The sequence below is a fragment of the Paraburkholderia nodosa DSM 21604 genome (genome assembly GCF_000519185.1).
In the GTDB taxonomy this organism is placed as follows: Bacteria; Pseudomonadota; Gammaproteobacteria; order Burkholderiales; family Burkholderiaceae; genus Paraburkholderia; species Paraburkholderia nodosa.
Window position 1 is genome coordinate 1 of the sequence record NZ_JAFA01000074.1, and the last position, 18,373, is coordinate 18,373.

An 18,373-nucleotide genomic window follows, 5' to 3' on the forward strand; every position below is an offset into this window, starting at 1 on the left:
GATTACGGACGATGATCAGACGGCGCAGTGCGATTGAGCCAGCCATCGGCCACATGAAGACAGATGGCAAACTCGATCGGAACTGGCTGAAGGGAACGCTTGGTGACGCGATGCACGCTGTGCTATGCGGAGCTGGTCACAACCTGCGGATGATCCTGAGGAAGCTGCGGTTTTTTTACACCATTGTTCTCATCGCCCTGTTCATCCCTGTCGATCAGAGAGCATCCGCCGGCTGACGCCGACGACGGCCAAAACGAATTGTTCAGGGGCGACGAAGTATTCCAGGATCTCCCTGCGAACGGCATCGACGAACTGCGCGTATTCCGGGGTTGCCTGGGCCTGAGCGTGCAAGGCGTCGTATGCCGCATCGTCCGCGCCGCCGCCGTGCTCGTCGATGTAGCGCGAGATCCACTGGTCCCGTTCGCGGTCATAGTCGGCCTCGGCGCGCATCGCCTGCACTGCCGTGTAGAAATCCAGTTGGGCAAACGCGGCGATCGCCGCCGTTGTTGCCTCGTCGAATGTTGTCATCCCATATCTCTTGTTGACGGTGGCACATCATCTCACGGGCCGCACCCGGGCGGGTGCCGCGAATCCGGATGGTGCAACGTACGTTGTCAGGCGAGGCTCTACTGTCGACGAAGGCGTTGTCGCGTCAATTGACCGCCCGTTGCAGCATCGAGCGAGACAGGCGCTTATGAAATGGCATGATGACGAACAAGTAGACTCGTCCAAGGAGATTGTTGATTTTAACCAACGTTGAGATCGTCACTTCCGATCCCTTCGGACTCGGTTGAATGCTTATCCAGATCCTAAAATCCAGATGCTTGTCGTTACCACCAACGACGACTTCAGTGCCCGTACTTGAAATAATCGGAAACACGTCGATTTTCCCCAGCCCGCGATCGCTAAAGTCAATACCTGCCTTTAGTCCGAACGGCGCCACGATTTCGTTACGCAAGGCCATCAGACATCGGACCATGTGTGGCGGATCGGCGAACACGGCGCGCGCTGCTTGTTCGGCGTCGACGTAGGTTCGATCTGCCTGAGCGGAATAACCATCGGCGAAATCAATGTGCGTCAATCCCGACGCACGAATTGCCGCCGTCGGCGTGGGAATCAGCAAGACTTTGTTTGTCATGAGTACCCCAGGTGAAAGTTCCAGTGTGGGAGTTCATGTCGCGTAGCGCCTGAAATGCACTGCCGCATGCTGCAAGGCACACAGACGCGCAGTCGTGCCGCGTGAGTCATAGGTCGAGGCCCGGCTCCGCGGGCCGAACGTCGTGCCTTTTGTCACACGCCTTCGACAAGAACGGCGCGATAGCGCGAGCCCTTGAACCGGTGCTGCGCGACTTCCTGATACGCCGGGCTGTCGTACCACGCACGTGCGGCCGCAGTCGACGGAAACTCCACTATCACGACGCCCTCTGGCGCTTCGCCCTCAAGAACCTGTTGAGGTCCGTAGGCCGCGAGAATCTTGACCGGATGACCTTTGAAGGTCTCGCCCACCTTGCTTTGGTAGATGTCGAGTTCACTCTGATCCTGCGTGCTTTCCTTCGTGAAGACAATATAAGTCGCCATTGCGTCGCTCCTCAGGTTGTGTGAAGGTCCGCACGATGATGCCATGAAACCGCATCGGGCCTCGATACGCAGTGTCGGTGCGGATGTCGCCCCATCACTGGGCGAGAGAACCACCCGATCCTCGCAAACAGAGGTTCGCGAGGCGATCCTGGAGGCGGCGTTCGCCACCCGACTGGCGGCATCGCCATGGCTGGTTAAACGTACAGTCTCGCAAGCCCCGGGGGGAAAGGTTAGACTGATCAATCCGATGTCTACGCGGAGCACACCATGGTCACGAGGACGGTCCGCCGTGCATTGTCTGGCTTGACTTCCGCGTTCACGCCAATGCCCAAAGCAGGGCAACGGACCGCGCGCACCTTGAAATCCGCGCAGCAACATGCCGATGAAGCCTGGAAACGCACGATGAATGGAGGCGGTATCGTCTCGCATCGGAAGATTCCAAAGCCGTAAGCTGCGGAATGTAGAAGCCGTTCGAGGCGATGAACGTCGCCGGGATGCCCGAGAGGAATGGCGCCACGTCTAGCCTTCGCGGGTTGGTCCTTTTGGAAGGCGTTGCCATGTTGCAGGAACGTTTTCTCTACTTTCCTGAGAAGGTTGCAATCGAGGACGTCGTCTCCGAACGACTTGTGACCTGGCCGACTACGGAGGCGTTCCGAGGCCTCGTTGGCGAACCGCCCGGAACCGTGCGCGGCACGGCCATTGTCTTTCATGGCAATGCGGGGCACGCAGGGCACCGGTCCTTCTACGCCTCAGCGCTCAACCGGCTGGGACTGCGCGTGATTCTCGCCGAATATCCGGGCTATGGGCCACGCGAAGGCTCGCCGAACGAAGCATGTCTGGTCGTCGATGCGCAAGAGGCCATCGGGCTTGCGCATCGTCTCTACGGCGCCCCTTTGCTGCTTATCGGGGAGTCGCTCGGAGCGGGCGTGGCCGCAGCGGCCGGCTCGCGCGAGCGCGACAAGGTCGCCGGCCTGATGCTCATTACCCCATGGGATAAGCTCGAGCACGTCGCCGCCTTCCACTACCCATGGGCGCCCGTGAAGTGGCTGATGCATGACCGATACGACAGCGTGACCCACCTGGCGGCGTTCGGCCAACCCGTTCTCGTCGTGGTGGCCGAACGCGACAGCATCGTCCCGGCGCGCTTCGGCGAAGCGCTACACAGCGCGCTGCCCGGTCCGAAACAGCTGAAGATCGTGGAGGCGGCTGAGCATAACGACTGGATTGGCCATGTCGACGATAGCTGGTGGCGGGAGGCGATCAGCTTCCTGCGCGCGCCTGACCAATAGATGAGATCCCGCTCCGTCCCGCCCGAGGGTGAACGCATCTATGTCCTCGATGCGAAGAACAGGCCTGTCGAGGTGTTCGACCGCAGCGAGTGGTCGCGCTGGATGGCAGAGAACGAATTGATCTTTCGCCGTACGTTGCTCGAAGAGTCCGGCGTGACGGTCACGACGCGCTTTCGCGGTGTGGCCGACGCGGGAGTTGGGGAACCCGCGCTGTTCGTGACGCGAATCGCCGGAATGGAAGTGTGCGACGACAACGAGAGCTATGGCGCCAGCACGCTCGAAGCGGCGCTCGCGCGGCACGAACGCATCGTTCGGAAAATCCTTCGGAGTCTGACCGGGCAGTGACCGGTGCGTAAATTCACGGCGGTCCACTGCGAACGATCCCGGGCTGGCGAGGAATCCGTTTGCGATTCGTTCCGGCGTCAACGCAAGTCGCGCTCCATTTCGACTTCCGCCCGCAGACTCTCTGTATCGCGATAAATAGAGGCTACGGCGACGACCCGTCCGTCTCGCTTGTAGCGCAGGAAACAGTCGCGTCCTGCAATATCGCCGTCAACCGAAATCTCGTCCCAGCTGTCCGCGTGCCCGAGATAGTTGATCGGGACATCGTAGTGCTGGCTCCAGAAGAATGGCACGGCGTCGAACTTCTCATGTCCGCCAATCAGGTTCATCGCCGCCGTTTGTCCCTGGCGCTGCGCGACGACCCAGTGCTCCACGCGAATCGCCGTGCCACTGTGCGGATCGGGCCAGCGAGCGATGTCGCCGGCAGCGAAGATGCCAGGCGCGCTGGTCTGCAGGCAGGCGTCGACCACCACGCCGCGGTCGATTGCGAGGCCGGCTTGCTCGGCCAGTGCCAGTCGCGGCCGCACGCCGACGCCGACCACCACCAGATCGGCCTCCAGGTTGCCGCCTGCTTTGAGCGATACCTGCTGCGTATCGATCGCGCTGGCGGTGTTCCCGAGGTGGAAGACGACGCCGTGTTCTTCATGCAACCGCTGCACAAATTCACCCATCTGGGGCCCCAGCACACGTTCCATCGGACGCTGCTCCGGCGCCACGACGTGGACTTCGAGTCCACGCGCGCGCAATGACGCCGCCACTTCCAGTCCGATGAAGCTAGCTCCGATGACAACCGCGCGCCGCGAGTTCGCTGCGCGAGCGATGATCGCGCGGCAGTCGGCCAATGTGCGAAGGGTATGCACATGCGGCAAATCCATGCCGGGGATAGGCAAGCGAACCGCTTCGGCTCCTGTGGCCAAAAGCAGGCGGTCGTAGGGGACCTTGCTCCCATCCGCCAGCTCCAATTCCTGCGCGGCGACTTGAAGACGCACGACGCCGGCGTTGAGCCGCAGATCGATGCGCTGATCTGCGTAAAAGGCATCATCTCGAAGCGGCACCCACTCCTCCGGCGCGCTGCCGGCCAGATAGTCTTTGGAGAGGTTGGGCCGGTCCACCGGCGGCGCCTCGTCGTCGCTCAGCATCGTGAGGCTGCCCGCGTAGCCGAGGCGCCGCAGACGCTCGGCAGCAGCGAAACCTGCAGCCCCTGCGCCGACGATCACGATCTTCTGTGGCGCTCCGGCCGGCGAGGTCACGGAACCCGCGGGCGGCGCTTTTTTGTGCAGTACGACAACCTTGTCGCCCCGGATCTCCGTAGACCAGCACGCCACAGGGCTGAGCGCAGGAGCCCGCAGCGCTTCCCCGGTGCGCAGGCTGAAGCACGCGTGATGCCATGGGCAACGTACCGTGTCCCCGACGATCAACCCTTCGGCGAGCGGGCCGTGGTAGTGAGTACAGGCAGCGTCGATAGCGAAGAATTCATCACCGAGCCGTGCAATCAGTACCGCGTCATCACCGACGTGTCCTGACAACAGGCCAGCTTCGCCGAGAGATTCGATCGGCACGCCTAGTGCCAGATCGGGACCGCTTTCGTTCGATGCCTCACCACTCATGTCGACCTCCACGGGTACGTGACCCAGCCCATGCACCACCACCGGCGTCCTGGGCAGAGGCCGCCACTTCCCATGTTAGTCCAGGTTGATCAGAACACCGCCACCGGCGGCAACCACGAACAGCACCTGGCATCGGGAGATATCAGTCCGCTTTCGGAACCCTTTCGGTCATCCGAAAGCTTCGGGATTCCGCCATTCGGCTGGCACCTGCGGTGAGGCGCGGGCCCCCGGGAAGTCCGTTCGCGGGTCGCGTGAACAGGTTGTGGCATGATTTCAAACTCTGCCTCTGCCGTTTCGTTCGTATTCCGCGCAGTGAAACAAGGTGGATCGATGATCGATGACGTCAACCACGGTTTCAGTCGCAGCCGCTCGCACTGGCATTCGCGCAGTGCGTCTCGCCGCCATGCAGCCTGCGAGACGGTTACGCGTGCTGCATGGGTCACTGTCCTGATCGCCTTGTCCGGCTGCATGGTCGGCCCGGATTACCATACGCCCGCGCCGCCCGCTACCGGCACTTACACGTCCACGCCGCTACCCGATCAAACCGCCTCGGCGCCGGGCGCATCGGGTGTCCCGCAACAGTTCGTGGCCGGCCAGGACATTCCCGCCCAGTGGTGGACGCTCTTTCATTGCGAGCCGCTCGACGCGCTGATCCGCGAAGCGCTTGCCAACAGTCCCAACGTTGCCGCGGCGCAGGCGGCGCTCAGGCAGGCCGGCGAGAATCTTCGTGCGCAAATGGGCACCACGCTCTATCCGTCCGTCGACGCGACGGCCAATGCGACGCGCGAGAAGTTCAACGGCGTCACGTTCGGCGAGCCGCAGCTCACGGAACTGCTGAACCTCTATAACGCATCGGTGAGCGTGTCGTACAACCTCGATGTGTTCGGAGGCGGAAGGCGCGAGCTCGAATCGTTGCGCTCGCAGGTCGATTACCAGGGCTTTCAGTTGCAGGCTGCGTATCTCGCGTTGTCCGCGAACATCGTGACGGCGGCCATCAAGGAAGCCTCGCTGCGCGAGCAGATCGAAGCGACCGCGCGCATCGCCGACGACGAAGACGCGCAGCTGCGCATCATGCGCCAGCAGCTCGAACTGGGCGGCGTGAGCCGCCCAGCGGTACTTGCGCAGGAAACGCTGGTGGCGCAGACGCGTGCGACATTGCCGCCGTTGCACCAGTCGCTCGACCAGACGCGTCACCAGCTCGCGGTCCTTGCGGGCAAGCCGCCGAGCGATACGGACGTGCCCGAGTTCAGGATGTCGATGTTCACGCTGCCGCAAGCGTTGCCCGTCAGCGTGCCGTCTTCGCTCGTGCGTCAGCGCCCCGACATTCTCGCCGCCGACGCCACGCTGCATCAGGCGAGCGCCCAGGTCGGCGTGGCGACGGCGAACATGTATCCGCAGCTCACGCTCTCCGCGAGTTACGGCCCGGAGGCGCTGACGCCCGCAGGCCTTCTTAAATACGCCGACATGATCTGGAGCATCGGCGCAGGCATCACGCAGCCGATCTTTCACGGCGGCCAGTTGAGCGCGCAAAAGCGCGCGGCAGAAGCGGCATTCGACGAGGCCAACGCGCAATACCGTCAAACGGTGCTGCTCGCATTCCAGAACGTCGCTGATACGTTACGGGCGCTCGAGCACGATGCAACCGGCCTGAGCGCGCAGACGCAAGCATGGCGTGCTGCCAGCGATTCGCTCGACCTGACGCGCGGCCAGTTTCGCATCGGCGGCGTCAGCTATCTGGCGCTGCTCGATGCACAGCGTCAATACCAGCAGACCGTCGTGAATCTCGCGCAGGCGCAGGCCACGCGCTATGCGGACACGGCGGCGCTGTTTCAGGCGCTCGGCGGCGGCTGGTGGAACGACACGGCGACGAGCCAGGCAGCCCAGCCCACGCCGGCTACGCCGAAATGAATCCTTGTGCAATGGCCGCCCCTGCCAGGACATGACGATGACGACGAAAAAACCGATGGCAAAGCGGATGATCATCATGCTGATCTGCGTGGGCATACTGCTCGGCGCGCTGGTCGGCTTCAATCTGTTCAGGGCGCACATGATCCGGAAGTTCATGGCGAGCAACGCCGCGCCGGCCGCCACCGTCACGGCCGCTATCGCAGGCTACCAAACATGGCAGCCGCAGCTTGCCGCAGTGGGCAGCCTGCGCGCGGTGCGCGGCGTCGATGTGACGACGGAAGTGGCTGGGCTCGTGCGCGAGATCGCGTTCAACTCGGGCCAGGAGGTGAAGGCAGGCCAGATGCTCGTGCGCCTGAACGACGATTCGGACCGCGCGCAGCTCGCGTCGCTGCAAGCAGCGGCGGACCTTGCGCAAACGGTCTACACGCGCGACAAGGCGCAGTTCGACATTCAGGCGATTGCCAGGGCGCAGCTCGATGCCGACGCCGCCGACCTCAAGAGTAAACGAGCCCAGGTCGATCAACAGGCCGCCCTCGTCGTAAAGAAGACGATTCGCGCACCGTTCGCGGGACGCGTCGGTATCACGACGGTCAACCCCGGGCAGTACCTCAATCCGGGTGACGCCATCGTCACGCTGCAGGCCATCGACCCGATCTACGCCGACTTCTTTCTGCCGCAGCAGCAGCTCGGCCAATTGCAGGTTGGCCAGACCATCGTCGTCGATACGGATGCGTTCGGCAACCGCACGTTCGACGGCAAGATCCGCTCGATCAATCCGCGCGTGGACAGCACCACGCGCAACGTCCAGATCGAGGCGACCGTCGACAATCGCGAGCGCAAGCTGCTGCCCGGCATGTATGCGAACGTGAAGATCGATGCGGGCGGCGCGCAGCGCTATCTGACCTTGCCGCAAACGGCGATCACCTATAACCCGTATGGCGCGACCGTGTTCGTCGTGAAGCCCGGCGAACAAAAGAATGCACAAGGCAAGATCATGCCCGTCGCGCAACAGGTGTTCGTCACGCCGGGGCCGACGCGTGGCGACCAGGTCGCGATTCTCAAGGGCATCAGCGAAGGCACGCAGGTCGTGACGAGCGGCCAGCTGAAATTGAAAAACGGCACGCCCCTCGTGATCGACAACCGCGTGCTGCCTGCGAACAGCCCGAACCCGACGCCCCAGGAACAATAGAAGAGCGAGCGATGAAATTCACCGACATCTTCATTGAACGGCCGGTCCTCGCATCGGTGGTGAGTCTGCTGATACTCGTGCTCGGCTTGCGCTCGCTGGCGGCGCTGAAAGTCAGCGAGTATCCGCAAACCGAAAACGGCGTGGTGACGATCACCACCGCGTACTATGGCGCGAGCGCCGACACGATGGCCGGCTTCATCACGCAGCCGCTCGAAGCCGCGATCGCACAGGCACAGGGTATCGACTACATGTCGTCGACGAGCACCACGGGCGTCTCGACGATCACCGCGACGCTGCGGCTCAATTACGACTCCAATCGCGCGCTCACAGAGATCAACACGCAGATCGCATCGGTGCGCAACCAGTTGCCGCCGCAGGCGCAACAGCCCGTGCTGACCGTGCAAGTGGGTCAAACCACCGACGCGATGTACATGGGTTTTTACAGCGACGTGCTGCCGAGCAACAACGTCACGGATTATCTGCTGCGTGTCGTGAAGCCGAAGCTCGATTCGGTCCAGGGCGTGCAGACGGCGGAAGTTCTCGGCGGCCGTCAGTTCGCGCTGCGCGCATGGCTCGACTCGGGCAGGCTCGCCGCACACAACGTGACGGCCGCCGACGTCTTCACGGCGCTCGGCAACAACAACTATCTCGCGACGCTTGGCACGACCAAAGGCCAGATGATCAGCGTCGACCTGAATGCGGGCACCGACCTGCATTCCGTCGAGGACTTCAAGAAACTCGTCGTCACGCAGAAGAACGGCGCGATCGTGCGCCTCGAAGACGTCGCGAACGTCGTGCTCGGCGCGGACAATTACGACTTCAACGTCGCGTTCAGCGGCAAGCGATCGGTGTTCATCGGCATCAAGGTGGCGCCCGATGCGAACGTGCTCGACGTCGCGAAGCGCGTGAAAACGATCTTCCCGGATCTGCAGAAGCAGTTCCCGACGGGCATGACGGGCGACATCGTCTACGACGCGACCGACTTCATCAACACGGCGATCGCAGAAGTGGTGAAGACGCTCGTCGAGGCGCTGCTGATCGTGACTGTTGTGATCTTCCTTTTCCTTGGCAGTTTGCGCGCAGTGATCGTGCCCGTGATCGCGATGCCGCTCTCGCTGATCGGCACGTTCTTCGTGATGCAGGTGCTCGGCTATTCGATCAATCTGCTGACACTGCTTGCGCTCGTGCTCGCCATCGGCCTCGTCGTCGACGATGCGATCATCGTGGTCGAGAACGTCGACCGGCATATGAAGGAGGAGGGCAGGCAGCCTTTCGAAGCCGCACTGATCGCGGCGCGCGAACTCGGCGGCCCGATTCTCGCGATGACGGTCGTGCTGATCGCCGTGTACGTGCCGATCGGCTTTCAGGGCGGACTGACCGGCGCGCTTTTCACCGAGTTCGCGTTCACGCTGGCGGGCGCCGTCACCGTGTCGGGCGTGATCGCGCTGACGCTTTCGCCGATGATGTGCTCGCGCTTTTTCCGCATGGACCAGCAGTCGGGCCGCTTCGCGCGCTTCGTCGACCGGCAGTTCGAACGCGTGCATCACGGCTACCGGCGTCTGTTGCATGCGATGCTCGACACGTGGCACGTGTTCGTCGTGATGGGCGCGCTGCTCCTGTGCGGCACCGTCTATCTCTTCATGACGTCGCAATCGGAGCTTGCGCCTCAGGAGGACCAGGGCATCGTTCTGTCCCAGGTTCTGGGGCCGCCGAACGCGACGATCCAGCAGATGCAGACCTACGCGGATCAGGTCTTCGAAATCTCGAAGCAGTTGCCCGAATACGCGCAGATGTTCCAGCTCACGGGCGTGCCGACGCTGAACCAGGGCATCGGCGGCGTGCTCTTCAAGACGTGGGACAAGCGCAAGAAGGGCGCGACGCAATTACAGCAGGAGTTGCAGCAGAAGTGGAACGGCATCGCGGGCGCGCGTGTCGCCGCATTTCAGTTTCCGCCCCTGCCGGGCGCGCAAGGACTGCCCGTGCAATTCGTCATCAGCACGACGGAGCCGTTCGAGAACCTCAACGAAGTGTCGCAAGCCGTGCTGCAAAAGGCGCGCGAAAGCGGCATGTTCTTCTTCGTCGACAGCGATCTGAAGATCGACAAGCCGGAAAGCGTGTTGCTCGTGGACCGCGACAAAGTCGCTTCGCTCGGCCTGACGCAAAGCGATGTCGGACAGACGCTGGGTGCGGCGCTCGGCGGGAACTTTGTCAACTACTTTTCGATTGCTGGCCGCTCGTACAAGGTAATTCCGCAGGTGCTGCAAACGGACCGGCTGAACCCGTCGCAAGTGCTCGACTATTACTTGCGCACGCCCAATGGCAGTGTGATTCCCGCATCGACGGTCACGCATCTGAAACGCAACGTCGTGCCCGAGTCGATCAATCACTTCCAGCAGCTTAATTCGGCCACGATTTCCGGCGTGCTCGCGCCGGGCATCTCGCAGGGCGAAGTGCTCGACTTCCTGCGCAAGGCCACCACCGACGTCGCGCCGGCGGGATACACGGCCGATTATTCGGGTTTGTCGCGACAGTTCGTGCAGGAGTCTGGCGGCTTCGTGACCACGCTGCTGTTGGCGACGATCATCGTGTTTCTCGCGCTCGCCGCTCAGTTCGAGAGCTTTCGCGATCCGGTCGTGATTCTCGTGTCGGTGCCGATGGCGCTGTTCGGCGCGCTGATCTTCATCAACGTCGGACTCACGACGCTCAACATTTACACGCAAGTGGGCCTCGTCACGCTGATGGGCCTCGTCAGCAAGCACGGCATTCTGATCGTGCAGTTCGCGAACGAACTGCAACGTATGGGGCGCGGCAAGCGCGAAGCACTCGAAGAAGCGGCTGGCGTGCGCTTGCGGCCGATCCTGATGACGACGGCGGCGATGGTGCTGGGCGTCGTGCCGCTCGTGATCGCATCGGGTGCGGGTGCGGCCGGCCGCAACGCGATGGGACTCGTGATCTTCACGGGGATGTCGATCGGCACGCTGTTCACGCTGTTCGTCGTGCCCGCGATGTATATGTTCCTCGCCGCGGACCATCATCGGGACAGGGAGCATCCGGAGCAGACCTGAGCAGCCGAACAGATCTCAGGACTTTCTGGATGTTTTCGCCACAAATGGCGTGGGAATGTGCTGAACCTTCTCGCTGCCACACTTGGGGCAGGGCGGATGAGCGGATTCATGTTCAGCAAGATGCTCGGCATGCTCGAACATCTCACCGCACTTCTCGCACCTGTACTGGTAAGTCGGCATGGTATTCCTCTAACGAGAATCCGGGCGATAACCCATTCTAGTGCAGGAAATGGGAGCGCTCTCCGGTGTCAGCCCGAGCCGCCAGCTAGTGCTTGCGATGCATCCAGCGCATATGGTGCGTGTCGAGCCACTGGTTCAGGCTCTCTTCCGGGTGTTCGCGCCTGTAGCGACGGGAGATGGCCATGGCAACGACAACGAGAACTACAAGGCCAACCCAAAAACTGATCATTGACTGAGTCATGGCAGCCTCCTTCGGGAATGCGACCATGCCTGAATTCTAGTGCCGAGACGGCGGAATTTGCCCCGAAAGTTGTCGCGGCGATCATTTTCGACCCGCGCGTGTAGCAGGGGGCACGTTTGCGGGACCCAGTGGTATGTCTGTTCCCATTGCCTAAAATGAAGTGTTGCGGGGGCAGGGCAGCAGGGCCGTACCCCACGCGGCTCTCCCGAACGTTGCCTCGTAGCGGGGAACCGTGATTCCGAGTTATGTAGTGCTTGCACAATTCACCGCCGAGCGCGTAACCGATGCTCCCGCGCTGCGCTGCGCGGGCGACGCCAGCGGTGGTTTTCTATCGAGGAGGTCAAATGAACACCAAGGACAAAGGCGACGTGCGTGCATTCGTGCAGACGGCCGAACAGATCGGCGGCTGGGTGTGGGTCATCTCGCTCGTCGACTTCGATGCGCGCGAAGTGCGGCGCTCGCTCGTAGCCGAAGAACCCTTCGCCACGGAGCGCGCGGCGAAAGACGCGGGTAACGCGCGTCTCGAAGCGCTCGCCCACGATCAGTAGCCGCGCAGGGAGCGTCCCTATCGGCGTTTGAATTCGCCGGACTGCGAGGGAGTGGGTAATGAGCGGAATACCTTGGGCACGCCACTCAATTCACGAGCATCAGAGCCACCTTGGTTGGGACCAGACGCTAAAGCCTGTGTTGACCGTGGCTCCTGGTGAAGCGGTCGAGTTCTTTCCCGTCGACGCATCGGGTGGGCAGTTCACTGCCAATTCGACCGTCGACGACATTGCACGGCTGGACTTTGCAAGAGTGAACCCGGTTGTTGGCCCGATGTATATCGACGGAGCTAAACCGGGCGACGCGGTCAAGGTCACATTGTTGTCTTTCGCTCCTTCGGGTTGGGGATGGACGGCAAACATTCCCGGCTTTGGACTGCTCGCAGACCAGTTTCCCGACCCGGCCCTGCACATCTGGAAATACGAGGCGGATCTGAAGACCCCGGCCATGTACGGCCCGGGTGGACGTGTTCCCTTAAAGCCGTTTTGCGGCACGATCGGCCTAGCCCCGGGAGAACCGGGTTTGCACAGCGTGATTCCACCCCGTCGTGTCGGCGGCAACATGGATATCCGCGACATCGGCGCAGGCACAGAACTCTATCTCCCGGTGGAGGTGGAGGGCGCGTTATTCTCGGTGGGCGACACGCACGCCGCACAAGGTGACGGCGAGGTCTGCGGGACGGCCATCGAGAGCCCCGTAGCACTGACGGCGAAATTCGACCTGGTCAAAAAGGCGAACCTCGCGTTTCCCCGCTTTACCACGCCGGGCCCTGTCAGCCGTCATCTCGATACGAAGGGCTACGAAGTCACCACTGGCATCGGTCCAGATCTGATGGAAGGTGCTCGGGCTGCCGTCTCTGGAATGATCGACATGCTGACGCGACAGCATCACATCAGCGCAATCGATGCTTACCTGTTGTGCAGCGTTTGCGCCGACCTGCGCATCAGCGAGATCGTCGACCGGCCTAACTGGATTGTCTCGCTCTACTTCCCGCGAATCGTATTCGAGTGAGTTCTCAAAGGCGGTCCTCCGTCTCGTTAGCCCAGGCGGTTACGACGGGGGCGGCACTAGCGGGGCGCGGCCCCAAGTCGTTCAGTCAAATTTCTGCGAATCGGCCATTCGTTCGTCGTGGCGTGCAACAAGACTACTGTTTCAGCGAAAAGGAACCTAAGCGGCAATTAGCAACGCCTACGCCAATCGCAAAGCCCACAACACATCAAGTACGTGTTGCGTGGAACGCTCAATGTATCCCGCACGATGTGCAATACCGAGCCGTCGCCACAACGCTGGGCGCAGCGGACGCATGACAATGCGCTTATCGGGTAGTGGCGTAGTGGCCTCGTGGGGCAACAGTGCTGCGCCGTAACCTGCCGCTACCAGACTCTTGATCGCGTCGTTGTAGTTGAGCTGAATGCGCGGCGCAGGATGCTGCCCACCGGTTGCGAACCACTCCGCAGTCAGACGCGAGAGACGCGTGGTCGCGTCATTGAGAATGAGAGGTTGGGCGGCGAGCCATTCAGGGGTAACGCGGGCCGGACACCGCCAATGCGCCGGCACGAAGGCCATCACAGGGTCGCGACGCCAAGGCTTTATCACGAGCCCGGCCACCGGGGGCTGAGGCAGCGCGACCAGCCCGACATCCAGCGTTCCATCGACCAGCCGGGACAGGGTTTCTTGCGAAGTCAGCACTGCAATCTGAATGTCGATGGCGGGATGGTGCTCGCGCAGGACCTCGAGCGCTTGCGGCAGCAGGTGTGCGATCACGCCCGTGGACGCGCCGAGACGCGCACGCCCTTCGAGCCCCTCTACCTGGCGTTGAACATCGTCTAACGCCTGCTCCGCGTCGGCCAGCAGTCGGCGCGCGCGCTCCACCAGCACCTCGCCGATAGATGTCGGCCCCACATGTCCGCGCTTGCGTGACAGGAGGGGAGCCCCAATGCGGTCTTCGAGTTCGGCGATGTGCAGGCTGACCGTTGGCGGCGCCAGGTGCAATGCACGCGCCGCATCGGCAAATGAACCACGGTCGGCAACGGCGACCAGAGTGCGCAAGCGGTCCAGGCTGATCTCTCGCATGACGGCGTCCAGATTCAGAAAAACTGAATGTCTACGTTATGAAATTCAACTTTCTCTATTCTAGCCGTCCGCGCAACATAGGGGCTCGTTTTTACCTGTTACAACCCACAGTCAGCGGAGTCATCCACGTATGAGCTCTCCCGTAGTTTTCATCGACGGCGACCAAGGCACCACCGGGCTGCAAATCCACGACCGGCTGCGCAACCGGACAGACATCAGACTGTTCACACTTGCCGCAGCGGAGCGCAAAGATCCGCGGCGTCGCGCAGAAGCCATCAACGCCTGCGACATCGCCATCCTCTGTTTGCCGGATGCCGCCGCGCGTGAGGCAGTGGGCGCCATTGTCAATCCTGCCGTCCGGGTCATCGACGCAAGCTCCGCCCACCGCACACAGCCGGACTGGACCTACGGTTTTCCGGAAATGACGCCGGGGCAGGCTGAGCAAATTGCAAACGCACGTCGGGTCACCAATCCAGGTTGCTATCCGACCGGTGCAGTTGGCCTGCTGCGTCCGTTGGTGCAGGCCGGGCTCATGCCGGGCAATTACCCGATCAGCATTCATGCGGTATCCGGCTACTCCGGACGCGGGCGTGCCGGCGTGGAGGAACACGAGGGGCCGGGAGCCGCCAACGCGCCTTCATATCAGGTCTATGGCCTGGAACTCGCGCACAAGCACACGCCGGAGATCCAGCAACACGCCTCGCTTGCGCAGCGTCCCATTTTCGTCCCTGCGTACGGCGCGTTCCGTCAGGGCATCGTGCTGACGGTGCCGCTGGCGCTGCGGCTGCTGGCGCCGGGCGTGGATGGCGCCACGTTACACGCATGCCTCGCACGCCACTATGGCGAGGCAACTCACGTACGCGTTTTGCCGCTGCACGAATCGAGCGCCTTAAAACACCTGGATCCGCAAGTGCTGAACGGTACGAACGACATGCACTTAAGCGTATTTCATGACGTCGAACACGGGCACGTCCTGCTGTCCGCGGTTCTCGATAATCTTGGCAAAGGCGCATCCGGAGCTGCGGTTCAGAACCTGAACCTCATGCTCACGCGGCAATAGTGGCCGAGATCGCAGGTAGAACGAACAGGCGTTACGGATCATTGCATTTGCGCGTGAGGTGACATTGACGCCGGAAGCGACTACGTCATGTCGATCCACGAGCAGCATTTGACGACCCGGATACCGGCCGTTCGCAACGGAAGTCGCACTGGCAGTCAGCCACCGCTCTTCCATTCCATTTTCTGCACGCTGATGCCGGGCTGATTGGCTAGCGCTTCTCGTTCGGGCAAGAACTGGAAGCCATGTCGGCGATAGAGACCTACAGCGCAGGTGTTGTCTGGCGAGACTCTCAGCACGACTCTTTGCTGTCCGCGTTCGATCGCACGCGCCTGGATTGCGTTGACCAGGCGACCTGCAATTCCCAAGCCTCGGCACTTCGAGTGAACCCACATGGCAATCAGGTTGTATTCGCGCGAGCGGCTTATCGCGTCGCCGATAAGACCGACTGCTTGCCCTTGCACTATGGCTACCAGATATTGCGGTTGCGTCTGACCTGAAGCACATTCGCGCCATTGCCGCTCGCTATACGCGGCCGCGGTGGCGTAACTCAGGCCGAACGCCGTTGGGCTGTCGAGGAGCGCAGCAAGGAAGACCGTCTTCAAGGTTTGCCAGTCGTCTTCCGCGGTCGGGCGAATTAGAACAGGGCTCGACTCTGTGCGATGGCGAGTGTTAACGATGGCTTTCATCAGGCTTTCCGCGTGATTTGCTCAATCGGACGAAATGATGTGGCGTGCAGAAGGGGAAGCGGCATGGGTCGATCGCGCCTGCCGCTCGTTAACGACCGCCATCGCCAAACCTGAATGTCTATGGCGGCCGGGGTTTGCCAGAGGGCCACGGATTCGATCAAGCGAACGCGGTGGAGGCATTTCATGCAGCGCCGGCCCGCCACCTCTGTCCAACCTGTACGCCATGGCTGGCAAGGGGTCGCAGCCAGGCACCCCCGCATCGCTTAGCCTGCAGAACGGGCGCGTGGCGAAACAGTTACAAGATAAGTCTTGACGCCGATCCACCCGGCGGGTAGCCTGCTGCACGAAGTTCAAGAAGTTCGATTGCTGTTCATCAATTGCTCGCTCCTCAGCGGTATTCGTGTCCTTTCCCTCCTTGAAGCTTCACGTACTCTCTAACAGAGCAAATCTTCGTATTTTTTCCTCAAGGATTCTTCATGGAAACCGGCACCGTTAAGTGGTTCAACGACAGCAAAGGCTTCGGCTTCATCACCCCGGACAAGGGCGGCGACGACCTGTTCGCTCACTTCTCCGAAATCAGGAGCGATGGCTTCAAGACGCTGGCTGAAAATCAGAAGGTGAGCTTCGAAACGAAGCAAGGCCCGAAGGGGCTGCAAGCGGCTAACATCAAGCCGCTGTAAAGTTGAAGGGCCCGGCATCCCGATGGATGCCGGGTTGCAGCGACACCCTCGCGGAGTTTAGTCTCCCTCAGTTGGCGCGATCACTCCTGATTGGCATCTGTTTATTGAGCAGCTTGCCTGGCGCCATACGCCTCGTTGCACCCCATCTCCCCTCTGGCTTCAACGCCATTTTCGCTCTTCGACTGCGCCAGTATTCGGCTCGAATCGCTTTGAATCGGCGCACCCGTGCACTTTTCGCACGGCACGAGCGCACTCAACTATCATTAAAATTAAAATGCAAAACAAACAAATTCAACAATACAACGGCTATGCCGTCGAATCCTCGGCGCATCGTTTGCCCGACGGAAGCTTCTCATCCAACCTGCTGCTCGAACGCATCGATAGCGCGCGAGACGAAGGCCGCTACTGGTTCTATTCGCTCGAGTACTTCAAGAGTGAAGAGCAGGCATTGCAGCACTCGACCCTATGGGCACGCGACTGGATCGACATGCGCGGTTAAAGACGACGCCACAGTTCGCAGCCCCCAACGCATCTGGGCGCCAGGGCGGGTGCAACAAAACGTGCCCAAACATCACGCAGGATCCCGAACTGCGCATCGTCGGCACCCACGGCTGACACCGTCCGCTCCTTCTGGCCCCGCCGAAAGTGGCAGGGCAAATGGCGACCTTCGGTTACAATGCAGGATTAGTTCGCTTCGCACAGCATTAAAAGACGCGAGTTGATTAGTCGCGAACATTCCTTTGATTGATAGTCCATTGAGGCCGGTGATACCGTGCTCGCTGGACTGCACGCCCCGGCTCGCATCGGTATTGCGAGCCGCCGCGTCTGCCCCATCCCCTGCGTACCTGATTCGCCGTCCGCCAAGGCGGTGTCGATGACCTCCTGGACGCAGGGGCTGCCCAGCAATCTTCATGCTTCCCACTACCGCGCGAGCGCGCGTCGATCAACGCTCGCGACTTCTTCCTCACGGCGGCATCCGGGCCCACGTCCCGCCAATCGATCAGGAACCTTGAATGGCCAAAGAAGAACTGCTGGAACTCGACGGTATCGTTGAAGAAGTGCTGCCGGACAGCCGCTACCGCGTCACGCTCGACAATGGCGTGGTGGTAGGGGCGTACGCGTCCGGTCGTATTCGCAAGAACCACATTCGCATCCTTGCTGGCGATCGGGTAACGCTGGAACTTTCGGTGTACGACCTGACGAAAGGACGAATCAATTTTCGACATAAAGATGAGCGCAGCGGTCCCGCATCGCCAAGAACCGCATTTCGCCGTCGTTGATGGCGCGATACGCGAGCGTCGGCTGGCGTAGATTCTTGTCTGTACCACGACGCTGCGTGCCCATCTTCATCACTATTCGCCATTGCTGACGGATCTCAACCAGGGAAAAAAATGACTACCGTAATTCTGAAACCCGACGAGCCCGTGGACGTTGCATTACGCCGTTTTCGTCGCGCGATCGAGCGCACGGGGTTGATTCAGGAGCTTCGTGCCCGGACAGCCTATGAAAAACCTACCACAGAACGCAAGCGCAAAAAGGCTGCTGCGGTGGCACGCGTTCGCAAGCTGGTCAAACGGTCGTTGCCGCCGAAAAAACGCTACTGACCGGGAACGGCCAGGCGGCCATGCTGAAGCGGCCGCCTGGTGCCCGGAGCGAGTCAAGGTGGTTGTCGCCTGATTCATGCAACCAATTGCGTTTTATCCCGAAGGTGGTCGCGAATGACAGCTTCGCGCTCGGGATTGAGTGTGACGGTGACGATCGGCGACCAGTCTCGTGTGTGACCTGACCAACGTGCCGGATTGCGTTCACGCGCCTGGAGGTATGTCTGATGACGCGCTTGCAGGATTGCCAGATCCTCACCGGCATGACGCTGCGCGGGTGTGACGTAGCGAATGCCGCTGTGGCGATGCTCGAAGTTGTACCAGTGCA

20 protein-coding genes and 2 pseudogenes are annotated in these 18,373 nt (G+C 61.5%); 13 read left to right on the plus strand and 9 right to left on the minus strand.

The window, feature by feature from the left end:
• A pseudogene (locus tag A3CW_RS49560) lies at positions 1 to 236 on the plus strand (IS5/IS1182 family transposase); the annotation flags it as partial.
• Here A3CW_RS49560 and A3CW_RS49565 read toward each other — a convergent pair.
• The 3 genes from A3CW_RS49565 to A3CW_RS0142510 all read right to left on the minus strand — a co-directional run bounded on the left by A3CW_RS49565 (position 202) and on the right by A3CW_RS0142510 (position 1,578).
• Positions 202 to 528: a hypothetical protein gene (locus A3CW_RS49565; RefSeq protein ID WP_051482078.1), complete on the minus strand. Its 327-nt coding sequence runs from the start codon at positions 526 to 528 to the stop codon at positions 202 to 204. The pseudogene A3CW_RS49560 and the gene A3CW_RS49565 sit on opposite strands and share 35 nt — an antisense overlap.
• 124 nt (positions 529 to 652) lie before the next feature.
• On the minus strand, positions 653 to 1,138 hold the full coding sequence (locus A3CW_RS49570) for a DUF2867 domain-containing protein (RefSeq protein ID WP_051482079.1): 486 nt from the start codon (positions 1,136 to 1,138) through the stop codon (positions 653 to 655).
• Between the two features lie 152 nt (positions 1,139 to 1,290).
• On the minus strand, positions 1,291 to 1,578 hold the full coding sequence (locus tag A3CW_RS0142510) for a DUF1330 domain-containing protein (RefSeq protein WP_028208941.1): 288 nt from the start codon (positions 1,576 to 1,578) through the stop codon (positions 1,291 to 1,293).
• Between the two features lie 494 nt (positions 1,579 to 2,072).
• On the opposite strand from A3CW_RS0142510, the gene A3CW_RS0142515 reads away from it, so the two are divergent.
• Positions 2,073 to 2,867, plus strand: a complete 795-nt coding sequence (locus A3CW_RS0142515; RefSeq protein ID WP_051482081.1) for an alpha/beta hydrolase — start codon at positions 2,073 to 2,075, stop codon at positions 2,865 to 2,867.
• Positions 2,868 to 3,212 (plus strand): hypothetical protein, encoded by a 345-nt coding sequence (locus A3CW_RS0142520; RefSeq protein ID WP_028208943.1) that lies wholly within the window; start codon positions 2,868 to 2,870, stop codon positions 3,210 to 3,212.
• Between the two features lie 77 nt (positions 3,213 to 3,289).
• On the opposite strand, the gene A3CW_RS0142525 is transcribed toward A3CW_RS0142520, so the two are convergent.
• Entirely contained in the window at positions 3,290 to 4,816 is a 1,527-nt protein-coding gene (locus tag A3CW_RS0142525; RefSeq protein ID WP_028208944.1) for an FAD-dependent oxidoreductase, read from the minus strand.
• Between the two features lie 330 nt (positions 4,817 to 5,146).
• Between A3CW_RS0142525 and A3CW_RS0142530 the strand changes: the two genes are divergently transcribed.
• Genes A3CW_RS0142530 through A3CW_RS0142540 form a run of 3 tightly spaced genes read left to right on the plus strand, consistent with a single transcriptional unit; the run spans position 5,147 to position 10,978 of the window.
• A complete protein-coding gene (locus A3CW_RS0142530) occupies positions 5,147 to 6,724 on the plus strand; it encodes an efflux transporter outer membrane subunit (protein ID WP_028208945.1) in 1,578 nt (525 codons plus the stop codon).
• A gap of 37 nt (positions 6,725 to 6,761) precedes the next feature.
• Positions 6,762 to 7,913, plus strand: coding sequence for an efflux RND transporter periplasmic adaptor subunit (locus tag A3CW_RS0142535; protein WP_028208946.1), 1,152 nt, complete (start codon positions 6,762 to 6,764; stop codon positions 7,911 to 7,913).
• Positions 7,914 to 7,924: 11 nt separating this feature from the next.
• Entirely contained in the window at positions 7,925 to 10,978 is a 3,054-nt protein-coding gene (locus A3CW_RS0142540; protein WP_028208947.1) for an efflux RND transporter permease subunit, read from the plus strand.
• Positions 10,979 to 10,993: 15 nt separating this feature from the next.
• Here A3CW_RS0142540 and A3CW_RS51855 read toward each other — a convergent pair whose 3' ends face one another.
• Positions 10,994 to 11,158: an FmdB family zinc ribbon protein gene (locus A3CW_RS51855; protein ID WP_028208948.1), complete on the minus strand. Its 165-nt coding sequence runs from the start codon at positions 11,156 to 11,158 to the stop codon at positions 10,994 to 10,996.
• 85 nt (positions 11,159 to 11,243) lie between these two features.
• Positions 11,244 to 11,399, minus strand: coding sequence for a hypothetical protein (locus tag A3CW_RS53555; protein WP_169739144.1), 156 nt, complete (start codon positions 11,397 to 11,399; stop codon positions 11,244 to 11,246).
• 344 nt (positions 11,400 to 11,743) lie between these two features.
• On the opposite strand from A3CW_RS53555, the gene A3CW_RS0142555 reads away from it, so the two are divergent.
• The gene (locus A3CW_RS0142555; protein ID WP_028208949.1) at positions 11,744 to 11,947 is read left to right on the plus strand and encodes a hypothetical protein; all 204 of its coding nucleotides are present in this window, start codon (positions 11,744 to 11,746) and stop codon (positions 11,945 to 11,947) included.
• A 58-nt stretch (positions 11,948 to 12,005) separates the two neighbouring features.
• Positions 12,006 to 12,956, plus strand: coding sequence for an acetamidase/formamidase family protein (locus tag A3CW_RS0142560; RefSeq protein WP_028208950.1), 951 nt, complete (start codon positions 12,006 to 12,008; stop codon positions 12,954 to 12,956).
• A gap of 177 nt (positions 12,957 to 13,133) precedes the next feature.
• On the opposite strand, the gene A3CW_RS0142565 is transcribed toward A3CW_RS0142560, so the two are convergent.
• A complete protein-coding gene (locus A3CW_RS0142565) occupies positions 13,134 to 14,018 on the minus strand; it encodes a LysR family transcriptional regulator (RefSeq protein WP_028208951.1) in 885 nt (294 codons plus the stop codon).
• 130 nt (positions 14,019 to 14,148) lie between these two features.
• Between A3CW_RS0142565 and argC the strand changes: the two genes are divergently transcribed.
• Positions 14,149 to 15,078, plus strand: coding sequence for an N-acetyl-gamma-glutamyl-phosphate reductase (gene argC / locus A3CW_RS0142570; RefSeq protein WP_028208952.1), 930 nt, complete (start codon positions 14,149 to 14,151; stop codon positions 15,076 to 15,078).
• Positions 15,079 to 15,233: 155 nt separating this feature from the next.
• Here argC and A3CW_RS0142575 read toward each other — a convergent pair whose 3' ends face one another.
• Positions 15,234 to 15,764 carry a GNAT family N-acetyltransferase gene (locus A3CW_RS0142575; protein WP_051482080.1) on the minus strand — a complete coding sequence of 177 codons (531 nt, stop codon included), beginning with the start codon at positions 15,762 to 15,764 and terminating at the stop codon, positions 15,234 to 15,236.
• A gap of 476 nt (positions 15,765 to 16,240) precedes the next feature.
• On the opposite strand from A3CW_RS0142575, the gene A3CW_RS0142580 reads away from it, so the two are divergent.
• The 4 genes from A3CW_RS0142580 (at position 16,241) to rpsU (ending at position 18,048) form a co-directional block, all read left to right on the plus strand.
• Positions 16,241 to 16,444, plus strand: coding sequence for a cold-shock protein (locus A3CW_RS0142580; protein ID WP_028208954.1), 204 nt, complete (start codon positions 16,241 to 16,243; stop codon positions 16,442 to 16,444).
• 274 nt (positions 16,445 to 16,718) lie between these two features.
• On the plus strand, positions 16,719 to 16,943 hold the full coding sequence (locus tag A3CW_RS0142585; protein WP_028208955.1) for a hypothetical protein: 225 nt from the start codon (positions 16,719 to 16,721) through the stop codon (positions 16,941 to 16,943).
• A 514-nt stretch (positions 16,944 to 17,457) separates the two neighbouring features.
• A complete protein-coding gene (infA, locus tag A3CW_RS51860) occupies positions 17,458 to 17,724 on the plus strand; it encodes a translation initiation factor IF-1 (protein WP_081772082.1) in 267 nt (88 codons plus the stop codon).
• Positions 17,725 to 17,835: 111 nt separating this feature from the next.
• Entirely contained in the window at positions 17,836 to 18,048 is a 213-nt protein-coding gene (rpsU, locus tag A3CW_RS51865) for a 30S ribosomal protein S21 (RefSeq protein WP_081772083.1), read from the plus strand.
• Positions 18,049 to 18,122: 74 nt separating this feature from the next.
• Here rpsU and A3CW_RS51870 read toward each other — a convergent pair.
• Positions 18,123 to 18,373: pseudogene (locus A3CW_RS51870) on the minus strand (IS3-like element ISAzo10 family transposase); the annotation flags it as partial.

Bases quoted from the DNA above. Each gene is read 5' to 3' on its own strand.
- argC (WP_028208952.1), top strand. From the start codon at position 14,149: ATGAGCTCTCCCGTAGTTTTCATCGACGGCGACCAAGGCACCACCGGG.
- A3CW_RS0142530 (WP_028208945.1), top strand. From the start codon at position 5,147: ATGATCGATGACGTCAACCACGGTTTCAGTCGCAGCCGCTCGCACTGG.
- A3CW_RS51855 (WP_028208948.1), bottom strand. From the start codon at position 11,158: ATGCCGACTTACCAGTACAGGTGCGAGAAGTGCGGTGAGATGTTCGAG.
- A3CW_RS0142520 (WP_028208943.1), top strand. From the start codon at position 2,868: ATGAGATCCCGCTCCGTCCCGCCCGAGGGTGAACGCATCTATGTCCTC.
- infA (WP_081772082.1), top strand. From the start codon at position 17,458: ATGGCCAAAGAAGAACTGCTGGAACTCGACGGTATCGTTGAAGAAGTG.
- A3CW_RS0142515 (WP_051482081.1), top strand. From the start codon at position 2,073: ATGCCCGAGAGGAATGGCGCCACGTCTAGCCTTCGCGGGTTGGTCCTT.
- A3CW_RS0142580 (WP_028208954.1), top strand. From the start codon at position 16,241: ATGGAAACCGGCACCGTTAAGTGGTTCAACGACAGCAAAGGCTTCGGC.
- A3CW_RS0142535 (WP_028208946.1), top strand. From the start codon at position 6,762: ATGACGACGAAAAAACCGATGGCAAAGCGGATGATCATCATGCTGATC.
- A3CW_RS0142565 (WP_028208951.1), bottom strand. From the start codon at position 14,018: ATGCGAGAGATCAGCCTGGACCGCTTGCGCACTCTGGTCGCCGTTGCC.
- A3CW_RS0142585 (WP_028208955.1), top strand. From the start codon at position 16,719: ATGCAAAACAAACAAATTCAACAATACAACGGCTATGCCGTCGAATCC.
- A3CW_RS0142540 (WP_028208947.1), top strand. From the start codon at position 7,925: ATGAAATTCACCGACATCTTCATTGAACGGCCGGTCCTCGCATCGGTG.
- A3CW_RS53555 (WP_169739144.1), bottom strand. From the start codon at position 11,399: ATGACTCAGTCAATGATCAGTTTTTGGGTTGGCCTTGTAGTTCTCGTT.
- A3CW_RS0142575 (WP_051482080.1), bottom strand. From the start codon at position 15,764: ATGAAAGCCATCGTTAACACTCGCCATCGCACAGAGTCGAGCCCTGTT.
- A3CW_RS0142510 (WP_028208941.1), bottom strand. From the start codon at position 1,578: ATGGCGACTTATATTGTCTTCACGAAGGAAAGCACGCAGGATCAGAGT.
- A3CW_RS0142560 (WP_028208950.1), top strand. From the start codon at position 12,006: ATGAGCGGAATACCTTGGGCACGCCACTCAATTCACGAGCATCAGAGC.
- A3CW_RS0142555 (WP_028208949.1), top strand. From the start codon at position 11,744: ATGAACACCAAGGACAAAGGCGACGTGCGTGCATTCGTGCAGACGGCC.
- rpsU (WP_081772083.1), top strand. From the start codon at position 17,836: ATGACTACCGTAATTCTGAAACCCGACGAGCCCGTGGACGTTGCATTA.
- A3CW_RS0142525 (WP_028208944.1), bottom strand. From the start codon at position 4,816: ATGAGTGGTGAGGCATCGAACGAAAGCGGTCCCGATCTGGCACTAGGC.
- A3CW_RS49570 (WP_051482079.1), bottom strand. From the start codon at position 1,138: ATGACAAACAAAGTCTTGCTGATTCCCACGCCGACGGCGGCAATTCGT.
- A3CW_RS49565 (WP_051482078.1), bottom strand. From the start codon at position 528: ATGACAACATTCGACGAGGCAACAACGGCGGCGATCGCCGCGTTTGCC.